Origin of the sequence: Methanohalophilus portucalensis (assembly GCF_002761295.1) — an archaeon.
GTDB lineage: Archaea > Halobacteriota > Methanosarcinia > Methanosarcinales > Methanosarcinaceae > Methanohalophilus > Methanohalophilus portucalensis.
Genome location: NZ_CP017881.1, coordinates 979,069 through 996,428, shown reverse-complemented (window position 1 = coordinate 996,428; position 17,360 = coordinate 979,069). Strand labels below are relative to the sequence as shown.

The window sequence follows — 17,360 nt, the reverse complement described above, 5'->3', positions numbered from 1 at the left end:
TCATTCCACAGTCACACTTTTGGCCAGATTGCGCGGTTTATCGATCTCACAACTCTTTTCCAGAGCCGTATAATAGGCAAGCAGCTGCAAAGCCACCGAGGACAGGACGGGTGATAGCAGGGGATTGGTAGCAGGTACCGGGATCACAATATCGGCATACTTGCCTATCTCCCGATCTCCTTGATCGGCCACTGCAATCACTTCAGCTCCGCGTGCCTTGACTTCCTTGATATTGCTCAACATTTTTTCATAGGTTCGCCCCTTTGTAACGATCGCCACCACGGGCGTGCCGTTTTCCAGCAGGGCCAGGGGCCCGTGTTTCAGTTCGCCTGCAGCATAACCTTCCGCATGGATATAGGATATTTCCTTGAGTTTCAAAGCCGCTTCCAGTGCCGCCGGGTAATTAAGTCCCCTGCCAATGAAATAATAATCCCGGTTGGCCGCATACCGGGCTGCATACTTGCGTATAATATCCCTCTGGTTCAATACCTGCTGCACATTGCCGGGTAGTTCCTTGAGATTTTTGATTATAGCCTTTGCTTCATCCGGCAAAAGATAATTCCTGCGTCTGCCCATATATACAGCCAGCAGATACAGCGCTATTAATTGAGCCGTAAACGTCTTGGTCGCAGCCACTCCGATCTCAGGGCCTGCATGGGTATACACTACATTTTCAGCCTCCCGGGTAATGGTGCTGCCGACCACATTGGTTATCGCGATGGTACTTGATTCATACTGTGCCACATTGCGGATCGCAGCCAGCGTATCGGCCGTCTCTCCGGACTGAGTGATTGCAATGGTAAGGGTATTGCAATCCATCACTGGATCCCGGTACCGAAACTCCGAGGCTGCACTGACATCGGTATGTATACCGGCCAGTCCTTCAAGCAGATATTTGCCAAACAATCCGGCATTCCAGGACGTGCCACAGGCAATAATCTCCACCCTGCCAATATTTCTGATCTGGTCATCTGTAAGTTTGAGCTCAGGTAATTGGACATTGCCTTCAAGTTCTGATAACTTGCCGGCAAAGGTTTTTTGCAATGAACGGGTCTGCTCATGGATCTCTTTGAGCATGAAATGTGCATACCCACTCTTTTCCGCCGCCTCCACATCCCAATCGATTGTGGAAACCTGCTTTTCCAGCAATTGGCCGTCCATATCATAGAACTCCACCTTCTCAGGAGTCAGTTTCACGAGCTCCCGGTCATCCACAAATACCACGTTGCGGGTATGAGACACAAAAGCCGTGGCATCAGAGGACGTGAAAAATTCATTCTCCCCCAGGCCCACTATCAGGGGACTGTCTTTTCTGGCAGCGATCAATGTATCCGGATCATTCTTACTCATAACCGCGATCGCATAGGAGCCTTCCAGCACTGTCATGCTTTTGCGCACTGCCTCGAACAGGTCCAGGGAATTACTGTAAAAATGCACCAGATGGGCAATTACCTCGGTATCGGTATCGGATACAAATTCATAACCTTCAGCTTCCAGCCATTCCTGCAATTTGAGGTAATTCTCAATGATGCCGTTGTGTACGACCACGATATCCGAAGAACAGTGCGGATGAGCATTGACATCATTGGGTATCCCATGTGTGGCCCAGCGTGTATGCCCAATCCCGATATTACCTTCGATCTCTGCAGGCAATACTTTATCAAGTTCACCGATACTGCCGGCAGTCTTGTACGTCTGCAGATCACCGTTTAATACACTTAACCCGGCAGAATCATAACCCCTGTACTCCAATCGACGCAGGCAATCCATGATTACCAATGAAGCACCGGTCTTTCCCACATATCCTACAATTCCGCACATAATATCCCCTCACAGTACTGTGGAATTTGCAGGCAGATGTCTATCCACAGTTGTACCCGATCGCACGGTACAGTTATTGCCCACAAGAGTGCCTGCCTCAGTAAGGGTCCTTGAACCAAATTTACAGTCATCCCCGATAACCACGCCGCTTTTTTCCACAGGCACAAGTTCATTCTCGATCTCGATATTCACATCATTGTCCACTTCACAGATGGAGTAGGGACCTAGATTGCAGTTAAACCCTATAATACTTTCAGAGATATGGCTGTGGGAATCCACACGTACATTATCCATCAGGATACTGTTCTGGATATAAGAAAAGGGACCCAGCGATACATTATTCCCTATACTGGTGGAAGGCAAAATTGTCACCTGGGGTCCGATATCACAGTTATCCCCGATCTTTACCGGTCCTACGATATATGACCCGGCCCTGATAACCGTATATTCTCCAATCTCCACATCCCCTATCAGGGTAGCGGTATCATCAATTATGGCAGTATCCTCGATAGCAGATTCACAACTTGCCAGCAGTCTGGCATTGGTATCAAGCAGATCCCAGGCATACACCGAATCCATCCACAGGTTCTTGGTTACAGTGACCCTGACATCCCTGTTCCCTTTCACCATATTCTGCAGGGTATGGGTAATTTCATATTCCCCTCTCTCGGAGATCTCGGTATTCTCTATCTCTGCAACAATATCCCGATTAAAAGCATAGATACCGGTATTTATCATATGACTGATCTGGCGTTTGGGTTTTTCAAAAATGCCTTTTACCTTTCCCGCAGCACTCATGACCACTCCATATCCACATACCTTCTCCCGGGGAGTGGTTAGTACGGTGGCATCCCCTGCATGATCTGCGATTAGTTTACTGATAGTTTCTTTTTCAATTATGTTATCCCCGTTGAGTACCAGGAAAGATCCATTATCCTCCCCAAGTGCAGGGATGGCCTGACTGATCGCATGAGCGGTACCCAACTGTGAAGTCTGGTCCACATAAGTAATTCTTGCCCCGAAATCATTCCCGTCTCCAAAATAGTTCATCACCTTCTCCTTCTCATAACCGACAACCAGCACTACATCCTCGATCCCGTTATCCACAAGCGAGGATATAACGTATTCCAGGATGGGACGATTGGCTACCGGTAACATGACTTTTGAACGGGTATTTGTGAGGGGTGTACATCTGACACCTTCCCCTGCGGCAAGAACGATGGCTTTCATGGAATTAACATGAAACGTGAAAGAATTTATAGGTTATCTTTTGGAAGTGAATTATCCTTTAAGGAAATCATGGACTTCCTTCTAATATTGTCATGAAAGTGAGTCTTTCCCATTGAGAAGTATACTATTCAGTATATTACTGGGTAGTATATTACTGAATGGTATATTATGAGTAATAATAGGGGATATGGACAGTCGTCTCAGTAAAAGAGAAGGTAATTAACACATATTTGCCTGCTAATCAAAAATATCAACTATCTGACAGAATGTGTAGTGACCTAAGAATTCAATCCCTTCTTTCAAGATAGAGGTTAATGTAGCGTGCAAACTTCTCCAGATAATCTGGATGGTTTTGCAAAGAAAGATACACTTTTTCCATATCAATATCGGCATACATGTGCAGAAGTTCGCCTCTAAAATCTGCTGCAGGGGAGATTTTCCTGGAAAAATTCAGGGGCAAGATTCCATTGTCACCCAGAATGATAAGAATTTCTTTATAGGATTCGGGTTTTTTCAGTGATTGTCGGGAAATTATCATCTCTCCAATATCAATCATGCATTCGAGAGAAACTTCCAGATACCTTTCCACTGCTCCTCTAAGGGTGTGGTCCTGAGCGATATCATCAATACTGTAATCCTGATAACCTTTGAGAATCTCGATATATTGCCCTAATAATTCCAGTTTAGAATTTATAGTCGAATTCATTATGCTCTACCCTTATCATCTAGTTTATAGCCTCAATTATATTCAGTAAGGATAGAATATAAAGAACAGGGTACACAGGACAAACAATCCCCAGGCTATTGGTTTGACTTCACTGCCCTTACCACTTACCACTTTAAAAAGGGGAAACAGGACAAAACCTGCACACAGACCAATTCCCAGATTATAGGTAAAGCTCATCAGGATTATAACCGCCATTGCAGGTACCATCTCGGTCAGATCATTCATATCTATCTTTTTTATCGATGTCATCATCTGAAAACCGACAATTATCAATGCAGGAGCTGTGGCGGCTGCCGGGATTGCTGAAAAGAGTGGATAGAAGAACAGGCCCAGCATGAAAAGAAGTGCAACCACAACTGCAGTAAGCCCGGTCCTGCCTCCCTCTTTTATACCGGTAGCGGATTCGATATAGGCACCTGTGGTAGTGGTACCGGCAATTGCTGCAAATACTGTGGCCAGGGAGTCTGCAAGGAAAGGTTTCTCCATATCAGGAAGATTACCCTCTTCATCCATGTATCCGGCCTCCATAGATACACCCACGAGGGTACCCATCGTATCCATCAGATCCATGGTGAACATTGTGAGGATCACAGCAAAGAAACCCCATGACAGAGCCCCGACAATATCCAGCTGCAGGAAAATGGGTGCAAGACTTGGCGGCATGCTAACTATCGAATCCGGTGTATGGGAAACACCTGTCACAAATCCCAAAAGAGCTGTAGCAATGATACCTATCAGGATCGAGCCCTTGATATTTTTGATCATCAGGACACTGATCAAAAGAAATCCCAGTACAGCAAGGGCTACAGGCATTGTATCCAGAGCACCTACATGCAGGGGAGAGCCTTCCACACCCAGCGAAACAATACCTGCATTGACAAGCCCGATAAAGGTTATGAACAGACCCAGCCCGGCTACAAAACTGTATTTGAGATTATTCGGAACTGCATCGATCATCTTGTCCCTGAAGCCTGAAATTGTCAGAATCGTAAAAAGGACACCGCTTATGAATACTGCACCCAGTGCCGTCTGCCATGGATAACCCAGCACTCCCACCACAGTATAGGCAACAAAAGCGTTCTCTCCCATATATGGCGCAATCGCAATGGGTTTTTTGGCATAGACACCCATAATGAGAGTTCCGAATACTGCAGAAAGGATTGTAGCCACCAGGGAAGGACCAAAGGGTATCCCTGCGGCTTCCAGAATAGCAGGATTGACAACTATAATGTAGGCAACTGTCATGAAAGTGACAAGCCCGGCCATAACTTCAGTCTTTATATCTGTGCCGTGTTCTTTCAGATGAAAGAAGTTTTCCAGTACGCCTGCCATTTCCTATTATCCTGACAATTTTATGATTATCGGGATATATTGAGAGAGATATAGTATATAAAATTGCGTAATTATATACGATAATTGACTGTGTTCATCAACAATCTAAATTTAAATAAAAAAGAAGAAGAAGAAGAAGAGATAATACTTCCTCAATTTACTCCTGTTCTCTTCTCAAACCCATTACACCAGCAAGTCCCAGCATTCCTATGATTAACAGAGGATTTGCAGTTGGCACTTCAAAATTGGGTTGCGAATCGTGTCCAAAGTAATGACTCATGTCTGAATCAGTTACATTGGGTCCAATTGGAGCCACGCCTACGGCCGTAGCATTGTTCTCATATTGACCCAAACTGGCAGTTCCACTTTCGGTCAACACACAGGATTCACCAGGCTGTAACAATTCAATTGTGCCGATCAATCCAAGTTTGTCATCTGTCACTTCAATATCGGTCAGATTGACATTACCGGTATTGGTCACATTGAACTCCCATACAACTTCATAGTTCAATCGTATGTATGGACCAGGTGCTTCATCTGCATCCTTTCCATTGGTAGATTTCTCGATATCAACAGAAGGATCTGCACCGAAATAGCAGCTCGGATCACTGTCTGTGACCACAATTCCTGTAACCAAACCTACACCATTAACTGTACCATTGTTCCTGTAGACCTCGCCGTCAACATATGGACAGTCTTCAGGTACATAATCATCTGCGTAACAGGTGGCCTCTTCCCCGACCCCAAGGTCTCCAATCGTGCATATCAAACCTGGATCAAGCTGATCATCAGTCACTTCTACATCTACAAGTGGTTCGTCACCTACATTTTCTACTACATACTTCCAGTAGACCTGATTGGATTCCACAAGAAGGGCACTTCCTGCTGTATTTGCATCCTCCCAGCTGGAATTGTCAGAAGAGACATATTTTGTAACTTCAACAGCAGGACAGGGTAACCCAACAAATGCAGGTTCTGTATCTGAATCCGATCCATTTGCACTCGCACAACTGACCGTCGTTATTAAACACAATGTTAAAAATACTAATAATTTATAGATAGCTTTCATAATACCACCTCATTAGTAATACATTGAAAAATAATATTATAAAAAGTCTAAATAACTACAGGTACGAAAGAAGTATACTAGTATTTAAACTAAAAATATAAAGTGCAATTGGATAAAAATCAGAATATATTCAGGTATAATAAATCCAGCAGATTCAGGCAGGCACTCAATCCAATTAATTCACTCTCAAAATGCTCTGAAAATCAGGAAGAATAAGAGAACATCCGCCTGGCACCATCAACTATATACTGCAATTTTTCCATTGGTATACCTATTATCATCTCATCTTTTGCAATATTTCCACAATTGCGACTGCCCACACACCCTAAAGAAATACTGATATTCCCACTTTTGTAGGGTTTGACCACACCGTCTGCACAGAGACTCAATATCCCTGCAAAGTTTGCATCAATGCTGCCTCCAACATTATACAGCAAAGATTGGGATACCTGCATGGCTTTTTCTGGAATATCAAGAATAATCACAACATCCGGAATAAAATTTGCTTCACTCAAAGGCGCATACAGGATTGCTTCTGTGGAATTGGCCTCTAACCTGGGACATTGTTGTATGGTATCTCTTGCCAATTCAATTGTTCTGTAGTGGCCTTCATCGTAATGTTCTTTGCCACTGGCAAATTCAGGAGGCATGTGACCCATACCCATCACAGCAGCCCCATTCTTGCACTGTTGATCGTCTATCAGTGAATAGAATTGGGAACCGTCTCGCCTTGCTTTATCCACCATCTGACAGTGACTCATATTGTGCCCAATTCTACTTATTCCTTCAGGAGGACGTTGATTATCCGTAAGCAATGTTACAGCTACCGGCATATAGGTCAACTGGAGATTGGAAGACAGTTCTCTACCCATCTGATGTATTTTTTCTATCGGCATATGAAAGAGGCTTTGTAACAGGCAACCTTTAATATTTCGGTTGCCCAAAAAATTGCAAAGCATCCAAACACATTAATAATATTTATATATTAATTATATTCATGCAACTCAAACCTCACCTCTCCAATGATACCAATGGAATCGTCCCTGCGGTTGGTATTATTCTTATGTTGATCATTACGATAATTCTAGCAGCAGTTATAGGTATATCTGCTTTTGATATTACTGACAAACTTAAAGAACCTCCTTAACAGATGGGTTTTGAGAAGGCAGAAGTCTTGCTGGGTGCTGAATACAGAGATTACTGGGCAGGTTCTGGAAGCAGTCCGGAAAAAGGGGACATCGATTTGATATATCTGGATTATTTACACGGGCCGGAGGTAAAAGGTGATGAAATTGGCTCCATTATTATACGATGGACCAATTCCAGCGGAGAAGGAGGAGAACTCAGGTTTGTGAATCCTACCTATTTTGATGAAGAAACCCAGCAAAAATATCACGATGAAGATGTAGGTAAATTCTGTACAGGGGACTTTAGTGCAGGGGACCGACTGGTAATTCAAATGGCCCATAATCAATGGCAAGACGATGGAGAAACTCCCAAGGAGGAAGTGGGTTTCCGATATGTAGAATCAGGTTCAAACCAAATCGATGTTGTCGGCAAACATCCTTTTTTTGCAACAGAAGGGAGATACCCGGTTGATTTTGAAGGGGAGAGACCAATGAAAGCCGGGGATAATGTCGAAATTACTTTTCTGGGACCAGACCACTATTTTGTGATAAGCAAGATAACTGCTACGGCCAAAGAATATACAGGAAAGGCAACGGAAGATAGTAAATTGGAATGTCAGAGTTGAAATTCAAATATCTTCCATCTCTTTTTGGAATATAAATTTTTATACATCCCCGCATTACCCCAGATTTGCATCAAGGACCTGTAAAAGTTCATTCACTCCGACGCCATGCCTTGAACATACCTGATTAACACAATCAGCAGGTGCACGATTTTCCTGTATGGCGATATCCATGACTTGTCGACACACATTTGCGTATTTCTCATCAATCTCACAAAGTCCTGATTTTTCAGTACTACAGGACAGAGCTCCTCGTGCTATCTTTGAATTATAGAACATCAACGTATCACTATAGTGGATATTCTCCACAATCGGCTCCACCGAATCTGCAATCATATAAAACCCCAAGTATATATTAATATATAAATTATATAAATATATTTGTTCCCAAAAACTGCTCTTTTTGAAAATAGCAAATCCTGATGATTTGAACAATGCAAACCGCCAACTAAGCGGTTTGTAATCCTGAAACCCCTTACCAAACGTCCTGATAAATGGTTCGTATGTTTATATCTGGGCCCTTCACCAATGATATAACATTGAAACTAAGCTAGTAATGTGTTAAAATCATTCTTAATATAAATACGGGGAAAGGGCATGAGATCAAAGGGGCTTAAAGCATTCTGTTATACATTCATAGTTACCTTGTTGCTAATTGGACTGGGAAGTACTGCTGTTGCGGATTCCTATGAAGGGAATATCACAATTAACGATGCAAGCATAGGATTTGCCAATCATACAAGTTCTGACACCGAGGGAAACTGGATAGCTGTTAAGGGTGGAGAAGAATTCCGGTTACCACATCCAATATCTTTTACCTATCAGGGAATAAATGCAACGGATTTCAATTATGGCAGTGCATCCATAAATATAACCCTGGATGCAGATGACGATTATGCTGTCACCTATCCCTTTGCGAATCATTCAATGTTCACCGACATACCCGGACAGAACGATGTAGAGCTTGAGTTTTATGGTTCAGACATGTTTGCCCATGATGATGTTGAACTCTACATCATCAATGTAAACCGGGGAGTTATCAGCGACATTAATCAAAATCTGAAAGATGCAGACCTTGCAAGTATACATGATCTAACTGAAAATGCATACAAAAAATACCCGAACGAACAACTTGATGGAAATGGGGATCTTGAAGTTACATGTAATGATCTGCAAGCCGGGGATTACATGGCCCTTATGCTGCTCAATACCAGCCAAATGCAGGAATACGATGCTTTCATCCTTTCTGCCACAGGATTTGAAGTACTGGAATATGATTCCGTAATAACTGCGCCCCCAGCTGTCGATCTGGATGAGAATATAAATGTGGACATCAGCCTGCAGAATGCTGCGAATGATAACAGTTATACCTATGGTGCAGTCCTTGTGAAGGATAGTGTGTACAAAGCCGATATTGAAATGCAATGCAATGGTTCAAAGGACAGCACTAATCTGACAGTGAATGATATCCCTCTGATCCAGGGATGTAACCTTCTGGGGATTGACTCTTCCAATATTGAGCGCAATGATGTCCAGAATAAGATAATAGAAATGATAGGACCTGATAACGGGACTATTATCATGAAAACTGTAGAGGCAAACCAAACCAGCCTCAGTATAACCACAACCGACCTTCCGGAAGATAAATACGTCCTGCTTACAGGAGTATACAAATCCGGGGAAGGTGTTGTTGCATTCGGCCAGCAGGACGTCTTCGTTGCCCCGTACAACCCCTATGATATCAATGGAAATTATACAATTGAAATGGAAGAACTTAGTGCATGTATAGACGACTTCTTTGTGGGGGATCTGTCGATTGTCGAAATTTCAGAATTTGTAACCTACTACCTATCAGGGGTTGAATACTATCGCATCTAACGGTAAATCACACGGAAGCGGTGCTAGAGTTTTTATAGCAATACTATACGCATTACTTATGATTGCTGTGGCAATACCCCTCTCCAGTGCTGCTGTCACAGAATTATCCGTATATCCCGATTATCCGGTTGTGGGAGAGGACATAAAAATAAATGGTACTTCTCAACCTGATGAATCAATCGATATAACCGTTTCTTTTAATCAAACTGTCAATGTATCTGATGGCACTTACAAGTACAGGATAGATGATGTTGAAATTCCCGATGGATCCAATACTTTTCAGGTGAGAGGCGAGAACGTTAAAGACCTGAATGTCCGGGTTAAAATATTGTTCTGGATTACCAAGAGCGCAGATGCTGAATCAGGTGTGGCAACAGTATCCCAATCAAACGTACCTTCAGGAACTTATGATATTATAATTGATGGACAGGCAGAGGATGGAGAATCAACTGTCAACCTCACCATTAATGCATCCAGCTCGATAAAGGCAGATACACAGGGTTACTTTGAAGAGACTTATGCCACTAATTCGATACCACCGGGGATATTTGAATTAAGCGCTGGTGAAATTAATGAGATAATTACCCTATATGAGGAACCAGTCGTAATCCCGCCCGAAAATGAATATGATGCAAACCAGAACTACATAATTGAGATGGGAGAACTTTCTGCAGGGATAGATGACTTTTTTACCGGCCATCTTTCCATCAATAAACTCTCACAGTTGATAGACTATTTCCTGTCAGGGGACAAATATTGCTAAAACTGGTTTTGGAAAAATAATTGTTCCTATACTTTCTTTCTTATCCTTCGTACATGTAATCCTTTATAGTGCCAGCAAGAAATATACTATAGAGGTGGCGGTATGAAGGCTAAAATAAAACTAATCGTATTAGTTGCAATCATTTTTGCAATAATTTCAATAGCGACTGCAGAAAATACAGAGGCAGAAGAATGTTGTCCAGTAGAGATCCCTTCAGCGATAATCACGGTCGAAGCAAAAACTATACCTGGTAGTAATGGGAATTATTTTGATATACAACTGAGTGATGTTCCTGCAGGTTACGATATAAGTAATGGGACATGGACTGGCTGGTGTACCGACAGTGAAGTATTCATTACACCTGAAACATCGTATGATAGTAATGTCTATTGCAGTGAGAATTCTTCAATGCCTCCCTACGCGAATGACGATGAACAATGGGATAAGGTCAATTATGTAATTAACAGATACCGTGAGGGAGCCTATGATTCTCAATTAAGTTCAACATCCAAAGCAGACTGGAAGGAAGTTCAGGCTGCAATCTGGAACCTTACAGATACGGATCCTGAGTATAAGGGATTTTTTACAACGGAATCTCAATATATTATCAATGATGCAAATGTAAACGGAACTGGTTTTTGTCCGGGTGACAATGATATTGCAATCGTGGTAATTGATCCGTTTGAAACCTCAGAAGAACGTAAACAACTGTTATTCATTGAAGTAGGTGCCATGGTGGATATCGAGAAATACACCAACGGTGAAGATGCTGACAGCAAAACTGGTCCACTGGTACTTAATGGAAACAATGTTGAATGGACCTACAATGTGACTAATACCGGTTATTACAATTTGACAGATGTCAATGTAACCGATGACAAACTTGGACACATCGCAACCATCCCATTGTTACAGGCAGGCCAATCACAGGAATTCACAGCAAATGGAATTGCTGGCCTGGGACAGTATGCAAACAATGCAACTGTAGTAGGTACACCTCCATCAGGGCCCAATGTCAGTGATTCAGATCCGAGTCACTATGTGGGGGTTAATGCAACAATCGGGGATTTCCTGTGGAATGATACTGCAGACAACAATGGAATCCAGGAAGCTGGTGAGCCGGGGATTGAAGGAGTGAATGTCTATCTATATAACTTCAGTGATGACTCACTCCTGGAAACTACATTAACAAATGAAAGCGGTTACTATAACTTCAGTGTTGCAGCCGGAGAGTATTATATAGAATTCGATTTGCTGCCCGGCCACATTTTCAGTCCAGAAAACCAGGGTACTGACAATGAAAACGATAGTGACGTTGATCCTGCTATGGGAAGGACCGGGAAAATAGACGTGCAAACAACCGATTTCAATATGACTTTCGATGCAGGAATGTTTGAAGTGATCCCTGGTATTGATATTGAAAAATCTACCAATGGAGAGGATGCGGATAATAAGACAGGACCGTACATCCGATTGAACTATGAAGTTGTATGGGACTTCAATATTACCAATACCGGTAATGTCAATTTGACCTATATTGAAGTGACCGATGATGAACTTGGATTGATCGGAACCATTCCATTGTTGCAACCTGGTGAATCTCAGGTATTGACCGAAAATTCAACTGCCAGTTTGGGTCAATATGAGAACACAGCTACAGCTGTAGGAGTGCCACCAATTGGACCCAATGTAACTGATTCAGACATGAGTCATTACTTTGGACACGATTCGCAACCCAATTTTGAAGTGCCAACTGCAAATCCTCTGTTAATCATAGGAATGCTGGGACTTGCTGGTGTAATGGGTTTGAGAAGGAAAGAAAAATAAGAATGGATTTATCAGATCCATTCTTTCTTTTTTAGAGATCAGCAATATCCATCAGAACCAAGGTACCAGTAATCGATTACTTGAGAAATCGCCGCAACATCTAATTTCCCGGCATAATAATCATCGATGGCTTTTGAGACTTCACTGGTATCTATCACACAATCCTGGTTGAAGTCGTAAGCATGATAGGAGGAAGCAGTTTCTTCCTCTACTACAGTCCAGGACCACTCCCTGTAATCTGTAGAAACTCCATCATCGGCTATTACCTTTATCTCATAGGTACCGGGTGAAGATTTTGATGTAGTATAGGAGCAAGTCTGTTCGTTATTTATCTCTTGGACCTCAACCCCATCTATCAGCCAACGTATATTGCATGGTCGATTCGTAGTTACAGCAAATTCCTGCATACTTCCAGAATCTGAAGAAAAATCATCCTGTGGACTGCAACTTTCTATTGAAAGGGGCTCTTTTTCATCTACTGCAGCAGAGGTACTCCACCCAAAATCCTGTGTGAACATTGCTGTATTGGAATAGGTAACCCCATTATAGGTATAATCACCCACCCAGATCCCAATACCAACTTCATTATAATCAGGATTTAGGATATTAGCCCTGTGCCCCGGAGAAGCCATTAGATTTTCATGTGCTTTCTGTACATCAAAGGGAACGGTCATTGCGATATTTTCGGCTGTTGTGCTCGATTGATAATTGAAATCCTGCAGACGCTGCCAGTAAGATGTGCCGTCATAGGAATCATGAGCAAAATAATTATTTTCAATCATCTCCCTGCTATGTGCACTGCTCGCCTCATTTAACAGAGAATTGAATTGTAAAGGAGATACACCCTGTTCGACACGTTCTTCATTGATCAAATCCAGCATTTGTTTTTCTTCAGCAGAATACAGATTTTCAGCACCTGCCGGAAATATAACAAATGTAATTGCCAGAAATAATATTAACAAAAATTTTAACATATCCACCATCTAATCTCCTTGAAATGTCTACTACCAATCTAAAGAAACCTATTCTTTGTATTCTACTTAATTATATAAAAATGGCGAATACATTTGTGACTTATTCAAAGATACAGGCCATAAAAAGATGATGTATCTATGAACCATATTGGAAAAAGTGCAAAAAGGACCCTCAATGCTTTAAATCAAAGTTTACCTGTGGTTGTGGGAGTCATAATGGCCATTAGTCTCCTCAAGACTGCAGTTCCTGAATCCTTTTATTCTACAATCTTTACCGGCAATATTCTGATTGATCCTTTCATAGGCAATCTCATCGGCAGTATTGCTGCAGGTAACCCAATTACAAGTTATATAATTGGAGGAGAACTTATCAAACAAGGGGTCTCTCTTTTTGCTGTTACAGCCTTCCTGTTAAGCTGGGTTACTGTAGGAATTATTAGTTTGCCAGCTGAGATGGATATTCTTGGAAAGAAATTTGCCCTTACCAGGAACATCATCTGCTTTATTGTATCTTTTCTTGTAGCTATATTAACAGTAATTACTTTAGGAATAGTAGGAGAACTGTAACCGTGAGACAATATTATTTTGTTGTATTTATGATTGCAATCTACCTGGTAGTTTATTTTACATCTCCCGCCCTTTTCCACGAATCCATGCTGGAAAACTACTCAATCTTTTTACGTGTAATTCCAATCCTTGCACTGGTATTTGTCTTCATATTCCTTTTCAATCTCTTTCTCAAACCTGATAAGATCAAGAAGCATCTGGGCAAGGAGGCTGGAATGAAAGGATGGGTATTTTCGATCGTAGCGGGTATCCTGAGTACCGGTCCCATTTATATATGGTATCCTCTACTATCAGATCTCAAAGAAAAGGGAATGAGAACATCTTTCATGAGCACTTTCCTTTACAATCGTTCTGTAAAACTTCCTCTACTTCCTATAATGATATATTATTTCAGGTTTATCTACACTCTAATACTTACAGTATACATCATTCTGACATCGGTTATTGCAGGCTATCTTACGGAACTGATAGTTGATGATGAATCCAAATCTAACTGATACAAAAGAAAAGAAACGACAATTAATTAGTATTAAATTGCACTGAGACCAAAAAATCATTATGGTACAGGTATCGCCAACGTAAAAGTACTACCCTTACCAGGCTCACTTTCCACCCGTATACTTCCACCATGCATTTTCACATATCTTTTTACAATGGCAAGCCCCAGACCGGTGCCACCATATTTACGGGTGGAAGACGAATCAAGCTGTTTAAAGGGGTCAAATATGCTTTGGTATTTTTCATCAGGAATACCTATACCATTATCTGAGATAGATATTTCAATATTATCACTGACAAGTTGAGATGTAATTGCAACTTTACCTTTTTGAGGTGTGAATTTAATTGCATTGCTGAGTAGATTATACATAATTTCTTTGAATTTTATCTTATCAGCAAATATTACTATGTCTTCAGGTTCGATGTTGGATGTAAGTTCAATATGCTTTTTGTTGGCCATCGGTTGCATCAACGTTACTACTTCACCAACTGTTTCTGAAAGGTTCACATTTTCGGGTTCATATCCCATTCTACCCGCTTCTATTTTGGAAATGTCAAGAATGTCATTGATCAAATCCAGCAGGTGTTTCCCACTCTTGAGAACATTGGATATGTATCTGGTCTGGTTTTCATTCAAATCTCCGTGTTTCCTATCTTTCAGGATAGTGGAAAAACCAATGATTGAATTTAAGGGCGTTCTCAATTCATGGCTCATATTAGCGAGGAATTCGGATTTGGTACGGTTTGCTTCCTCAGCTGCTGCCTTACTTTCGAGAAGCTGTTTTTCTATTTCCTGGCGGATATTTTCCAGTTCCAGTTTGTAGAGGGCAAAAGAAATGTCACCTTTTACTTCTTCAAACAAACCGATTATTTCACTATCCTGTGCAAACTCCCGGGAAATGGTGGCTGCAATCACACCATAGACATTATCCTTATATTCAAGTTTAGAAAGCAGGTGTACTGATTTTGTATTTTGCTTTGCCGGAGTATTGTCCGAATCTTGCCCTGATAGGTCGTCTACAAAAAGCAGCTCGTTTGTTTCTAAAACTGTCCTGATGTAATCAGGTATTTCCCCATTTTTCATTTTTGATGAAAGGATTGAAAATTTACTATCCTCGCCACAATCCTCAAACATGATTGGATTTTGATTGTGATCCATCAGGCAGATCCATGCACTGTAAAAACTATGGGATTCTGTGAGACTATTACAGATACCCTGTACAAGTTTCAATTTGTCGTTTTCTGTTACGATAAGCTGGTTTACATTGCGTATGGATTTTAACACCGAAGTCAGGTACTCAATCCTTTTTTCATTCGTTTTACGCTCGGTGATATCATTGATGATACATATAGTTCTTTCATAATTTCCATTGGTTTTATTCATACCAGAGGAATTTATGATGACATCAATAAGAGTGCCATCCTTTCTGACCATCTTGTATTCTTTATCATAGGAATAGCCGGTTTCAAGGATTTCCTGAAGGGATTGGGAGGCTTTGTCCAGATAATCAGGATGAATGATCTTTGCCATTGGGTAGCCTATGATTTCCTCTCTTTTGTAGCCCATAAAATTTTGGACCTGATTGTTGCAGTCAACAATTATGCCATCCGCATCTACAGAGGTAATCAGGTTTGCAGCGGTATCAAAGATGGACCTGTAGTCCTCTTTGGCTTTCAAAGCCTGTTCGTAGGAGTTGTTGATCTCATTGATGTGAGGCATTACGTAAAATAGAAACAAAAGGGCAGTTACAAGAACAAAGAACCAGCCTTTATAGGTTTGCAGCAGGCTATATAACCTTATATCAGAAACAAACCAGCCCAGTACCATATCTGAAAAAATGATCCAAAGGCTCGCAAAGACAACATACAATAATGTGGTTGTCAGAACTGCATTTACATCCTTTTTAATCGGTGATGATTTTTTCATCTGATTATTTATATGATTATTGTGATTTATAAAGTTGCTGGCTTTGTAGAAAAATCATCAATTTAAAAAAAATATTATGAGCGGGTGATTCCGCTCACTTTCAAGACTTTCAGTCCTTCCGCATAATCAGTGCTGCACCTGCAATCAGTGCCACTGCAAAAATGGCGGTAAATCCGGGTGTCTGAGCACTCTCATCTTCAGTTTCAGCTGCAGGTTCATCTGTTACTTCTTCACCTTCAGGTTCCTCTAAAATTTGGGCTTCTATAAATATAAACCAATAATGATTCTTATTCAGAGTGCAAATTGCTGAGATCATCGTATCTAAGTGCACACTCTCACTCTCCTTGATTATTATCATAATGATAATTATATATACTAAATAGTTTAAAAGACCATTTAATATAATAATTATATTTATATAGTATATTATCTTAGTATTCACATTTAAGATTTCTAAAATTATGTATCAAACTCGTCGGGTACAATTACAAATATAAAAATTATTAACCAAACCTCCAGTTACGGTGTTAGTATACAAGAGGTATGAGTGGTGAAAATATGAAAAATACAAGCAAAATAATCAGTATAATCCTGATATCTATAATGCTAACATCTGTTTTTGCAGGTGCTGCACCTGTGATTGTTGATCGTGAACCAAATGCAAACTTTACGGAACAATCCGACGAAAAGACAAATTTGAAGTTAATACATCGCTCAATGGACTATGAAGCAAAACCACTTTCTTCATCTTATATAACACCGTCTTATGAGTCTCAAAACAATCAACCTTCAGATTCTGATCTGGATTTTTATTTTGCCACTGATACAACTAACGATATCCTCAATTCAGCTGAAAAAAATAAGCATGACCCTGCACTCATATATTCTTTTGTTCATAATTATTTCGAATACGGGCTCTGTAGAAACCCTTTCCTCTAACTTTCACTAATACATCATTATTTTTATAAGAAGAAGTCCCCAATGTGATTCTGGATAG

At 41.1% G+C, this 17,360-nt stretch carries 18 protein-coding genes; 8 read left to right on the top strand and 10 right to left on the bottom strand.

Features of this window, described 5'->3' with window-relative positions:
* The 6 genes from glmS to BKM01_RS05125 form a co-directional block, all read right to left on the bottom strand.
* Entirely contained in the window at positions 1 to 1,821 is a 1,821-nt protein-coding gene (gene glmS, locus BKM01_RS05150) for a glutamine--fructose-6-phosphate transaminase (isomerizing) (protein ID WP_072358380.1), read from the bottom strand.
* Between the two features lie 9 nt (positions 1,822 to 1,830).
* Positions 1,831 to 3,051: a bifunctional sugar-1-phosphate nucleotidylyltransferase/acetyltransferase gene (gene glmU / locus BKM01_RS05145; RefSeq protein ID WP_072358378.1), complete on the bottom strand. Its 1,221-nt coding sequence runs from the start codon at positions 3,049 to 3,051 to the stop codon at positions 1,831 to 1,833.
* A 286-nt stretch (positions 3,052 to 3,337) separates the two neighbouring features.
* The gene (hepT, locus tag BKM01_RS05140) at positions 3,338 to 3,757 is read right to left on the bottom strand and encodes a type VII toxin-antitoxin system HepT family RNase toxin (protein WP_072358376.1); all 420 of its coding nucleotides are present in this window, start codon (positions 3,755 to 3,757) and stop codon (positions 3,338 to 3,340) included.
* A 42-nt stretch (positions 3,758 to 3,799) separates the two neighbouring features.
* Entirely contained in the window at positions 3,800 to 5,110 is a 1,311-nt protein-coding gene (locus BKM01_RS05135; protein WP_072358374.1) for an NCS2 family permease, read from the bottom strand.
* Between the two features lie 157 nt (positions 5,111 to 5,267).
* Positions 5,268 to 6,179 (bottom strand): DUF7507 domain-containing protein, encoded by a 912-nt coding sequence (locus tag BKM01_RS05130; protein WP_072358372.1) that lies wholly within the window; start codon positions 6,177 to 6,179, stop codon positions 5,268 to 5,270.
* Between the two features lie 203 nt (positions 6,180 to 6,382).
* A complete protein-coding gene (locus BKM01_RS05125; protein WP_236953543.1) occupies positions 6,383 to 7,051 on the bottom strand; it encodes a DUF169 domain-containing protein in 669 nt (222 codons plus the stop codon).
* A gap of 125 nt (positions 7,052 to 7,176) precedes the next feature.
* Here BKM01_RS05125 and BKM01_RS05120 point away from each other — a divergent pair, with 125 nt between their 5' ends.
* Both BKM01_RS05120 and BKM01_RS05115 read left to right on the top strand, forming a co-directional pair.
* Positions 7,177 to 7,326, top strand: a complete 150-nt coding sequence (locus tag BKM01_RS05120; RefSeq protein ID WP_099816300.1) for a type IV pilin — start codon at positions 7,177 to 7,179, stop codon at positions 7,324 to 7,326.
* Positions 7,327 to 7,329: 3 nt separating this feature from the next.
* Entirely contained in the window at positions 7,330 to 7,932 is a 603-nt protein-coding gene (locus BKM01_RS05115) for a type IV pilin (RefSeq protein WP_099816298.1), read from the top strand.
* Positions 7,933 to 7,986: 54 nt separating this feature from the next.
* Here BKM01_RS05115 and BKM01_RS05110 read toward each other — a convergent pair whose 3' ends face one another.
* Positions 7,987 to 8,265 carry a hypothetical protein gene (locus BKM01_RS05110; RefSeq protein ID WP_072358368.1) on the bottom strand — a complete coding sequence of 93 codons (279 nt, stop codon included), beginning with the start codon at positions 8,263 to 8,265 and terminating at the stop codon, positions 7,987 to 7,989.
* A gap of 261 nt (positions 8,266 to 8,526) precedes the next feature.
* Here BKM01_RS05110 and BKM01_RS05105 point away from each other — a divergent pair, with 261 nt between their 5' ends.
* The 3 genes from BKM01_RS05105 to BKM01_RS05095 all read left to right on the top strand — a co-directional run bounded on the left by BKM01_RS05105 (position 8,527) and on the right by BKM01_RS05095 (position 12,397).
* Entirely contained in the window at positions 8,527 to 9,807 is a 1,281-nt protein-coding gene (locus tag BKM01_RS05105; RefSeq protein WP_072358366.1) for a TIGR04279 domain-containing protein, read from the top strand.
* 58 nt (positions 9,808 to 9,865) lie between these two features.
* Positions 9,866 to 10,570, top strand: a complete 705-nt coding sequence (locus BKM01_RS05100) for a hypothetical protein (protein ID WP_072358364.1) — start codon at positions 9,866 to 9,868, stop codon at positions 10,568 to 10,570.
* A gap of 102 nt (positions 10,571 to 10,672) precedes the next feature.
* A complete protein-coding gene (locus tag BKM01_RS05095; RefSeq protein ID WP_072358361.1) occupies positions 10,673 to 12,397 on the top strand; it encodes an SdrD B-like domain-containing protein in 1,725 nt (574 codons plus the stop codon).
* A 38-nt stretch (positions 12,398 to 12,435) separates the two neighbouring features.
* Here the strand turns inward: BKM01_RS05095 and BKM01_RS05090 are convergent, their stop codons facing one another.
* Positions 12,436 to 13,380: a CAP domain-containing protein gene (locus BKM01_RS05090; RefSeq protein ID WP_072358359.1), complete on the bottom strand. Its 945-nt coding sequence runs from the start codon at positions 13,378 to 13,380 to the stop codon at positions 12,436 to 12,438.
* A 129-nt stretch (positions 13,381 to 13,509) separates the two neighbouring features.
* Between BKM01_RS05090 and BKM01_RS05085 the strand changes: the two genes are divergently transcribed.
* Together BKM01_RS05085 and BKM01_RS05080 are read left to right on the top strand one after the other, a co-directional pair.
* Positions 13,510 to 13,938, top strand: coding sequence for a hypothetical protein (locus BKM01_RS05085; protein ID WP_072358357.1), 429 nt, complete (start codon positions 13,510 to 13,512; stop codon positions 13,936 to 13,938).
* A gap of 2 nt (positions 13,939 to 13,940) precedes the next feature.
* Positions 13,941 to 14,435, top strand: coding sequence for a hypothetical protein (locus BKM01_RS05080; protein WP_084006232.1), 495 nt, complete (start codon positions 13,941 to 13,943; stop codon positions 14,433 to 14,435).
* Between the two features lie 59 nt (positions 14,436 to 14,494).
* On the opposite strand, the gene BKM01_RS05075 is transcribed toward BKM01_RS05080, so the two are convergent.
* Entirely contained in the window at positions 14,495 to 16,363 is a 1,869-nt protein-coding gene (locus BKM01_RS05075; protein ID WP_072358355.1) for a PAS domain-containing sensor histidine kinase, read from the bottom strand.
* A 109-nt stretch (positions 16,364 to 16,472) separates the two neighbouring features.
* Positions 16,473 to 16,694 carry a PGF-CTERM sorting domain-containing protein gene (locus BKM01_RS05070; protein ID WP_143744096.1) on the bottom strand — a complete coding sequence of 74 codons (222 nt, stop codon included), beginning with the start codon at positions 16,692 to 16,694 and terminating at the stop codon, positions 16,473 to 16,475.
* 227 nt (positions 16,695 to 16,921) lie between these two features.
* On the opposite strand from BKM01_RS05070, the gene BKM01_RS05065 reads away from it, so the two are divergent.
* Positions 16,922 to 17,302: a hypothetical protein gene (locus BKM01_RS05065; protein WP_144082035.1), complete on the top strand. Its 381-nt coding sequence runs from the start codon at positions 16,922 to 16,924 to the stop codon at positions 17,300 to 17,302.
* Positions 17,303 to 17,360 lie beyond the last annotated feature (58 nt).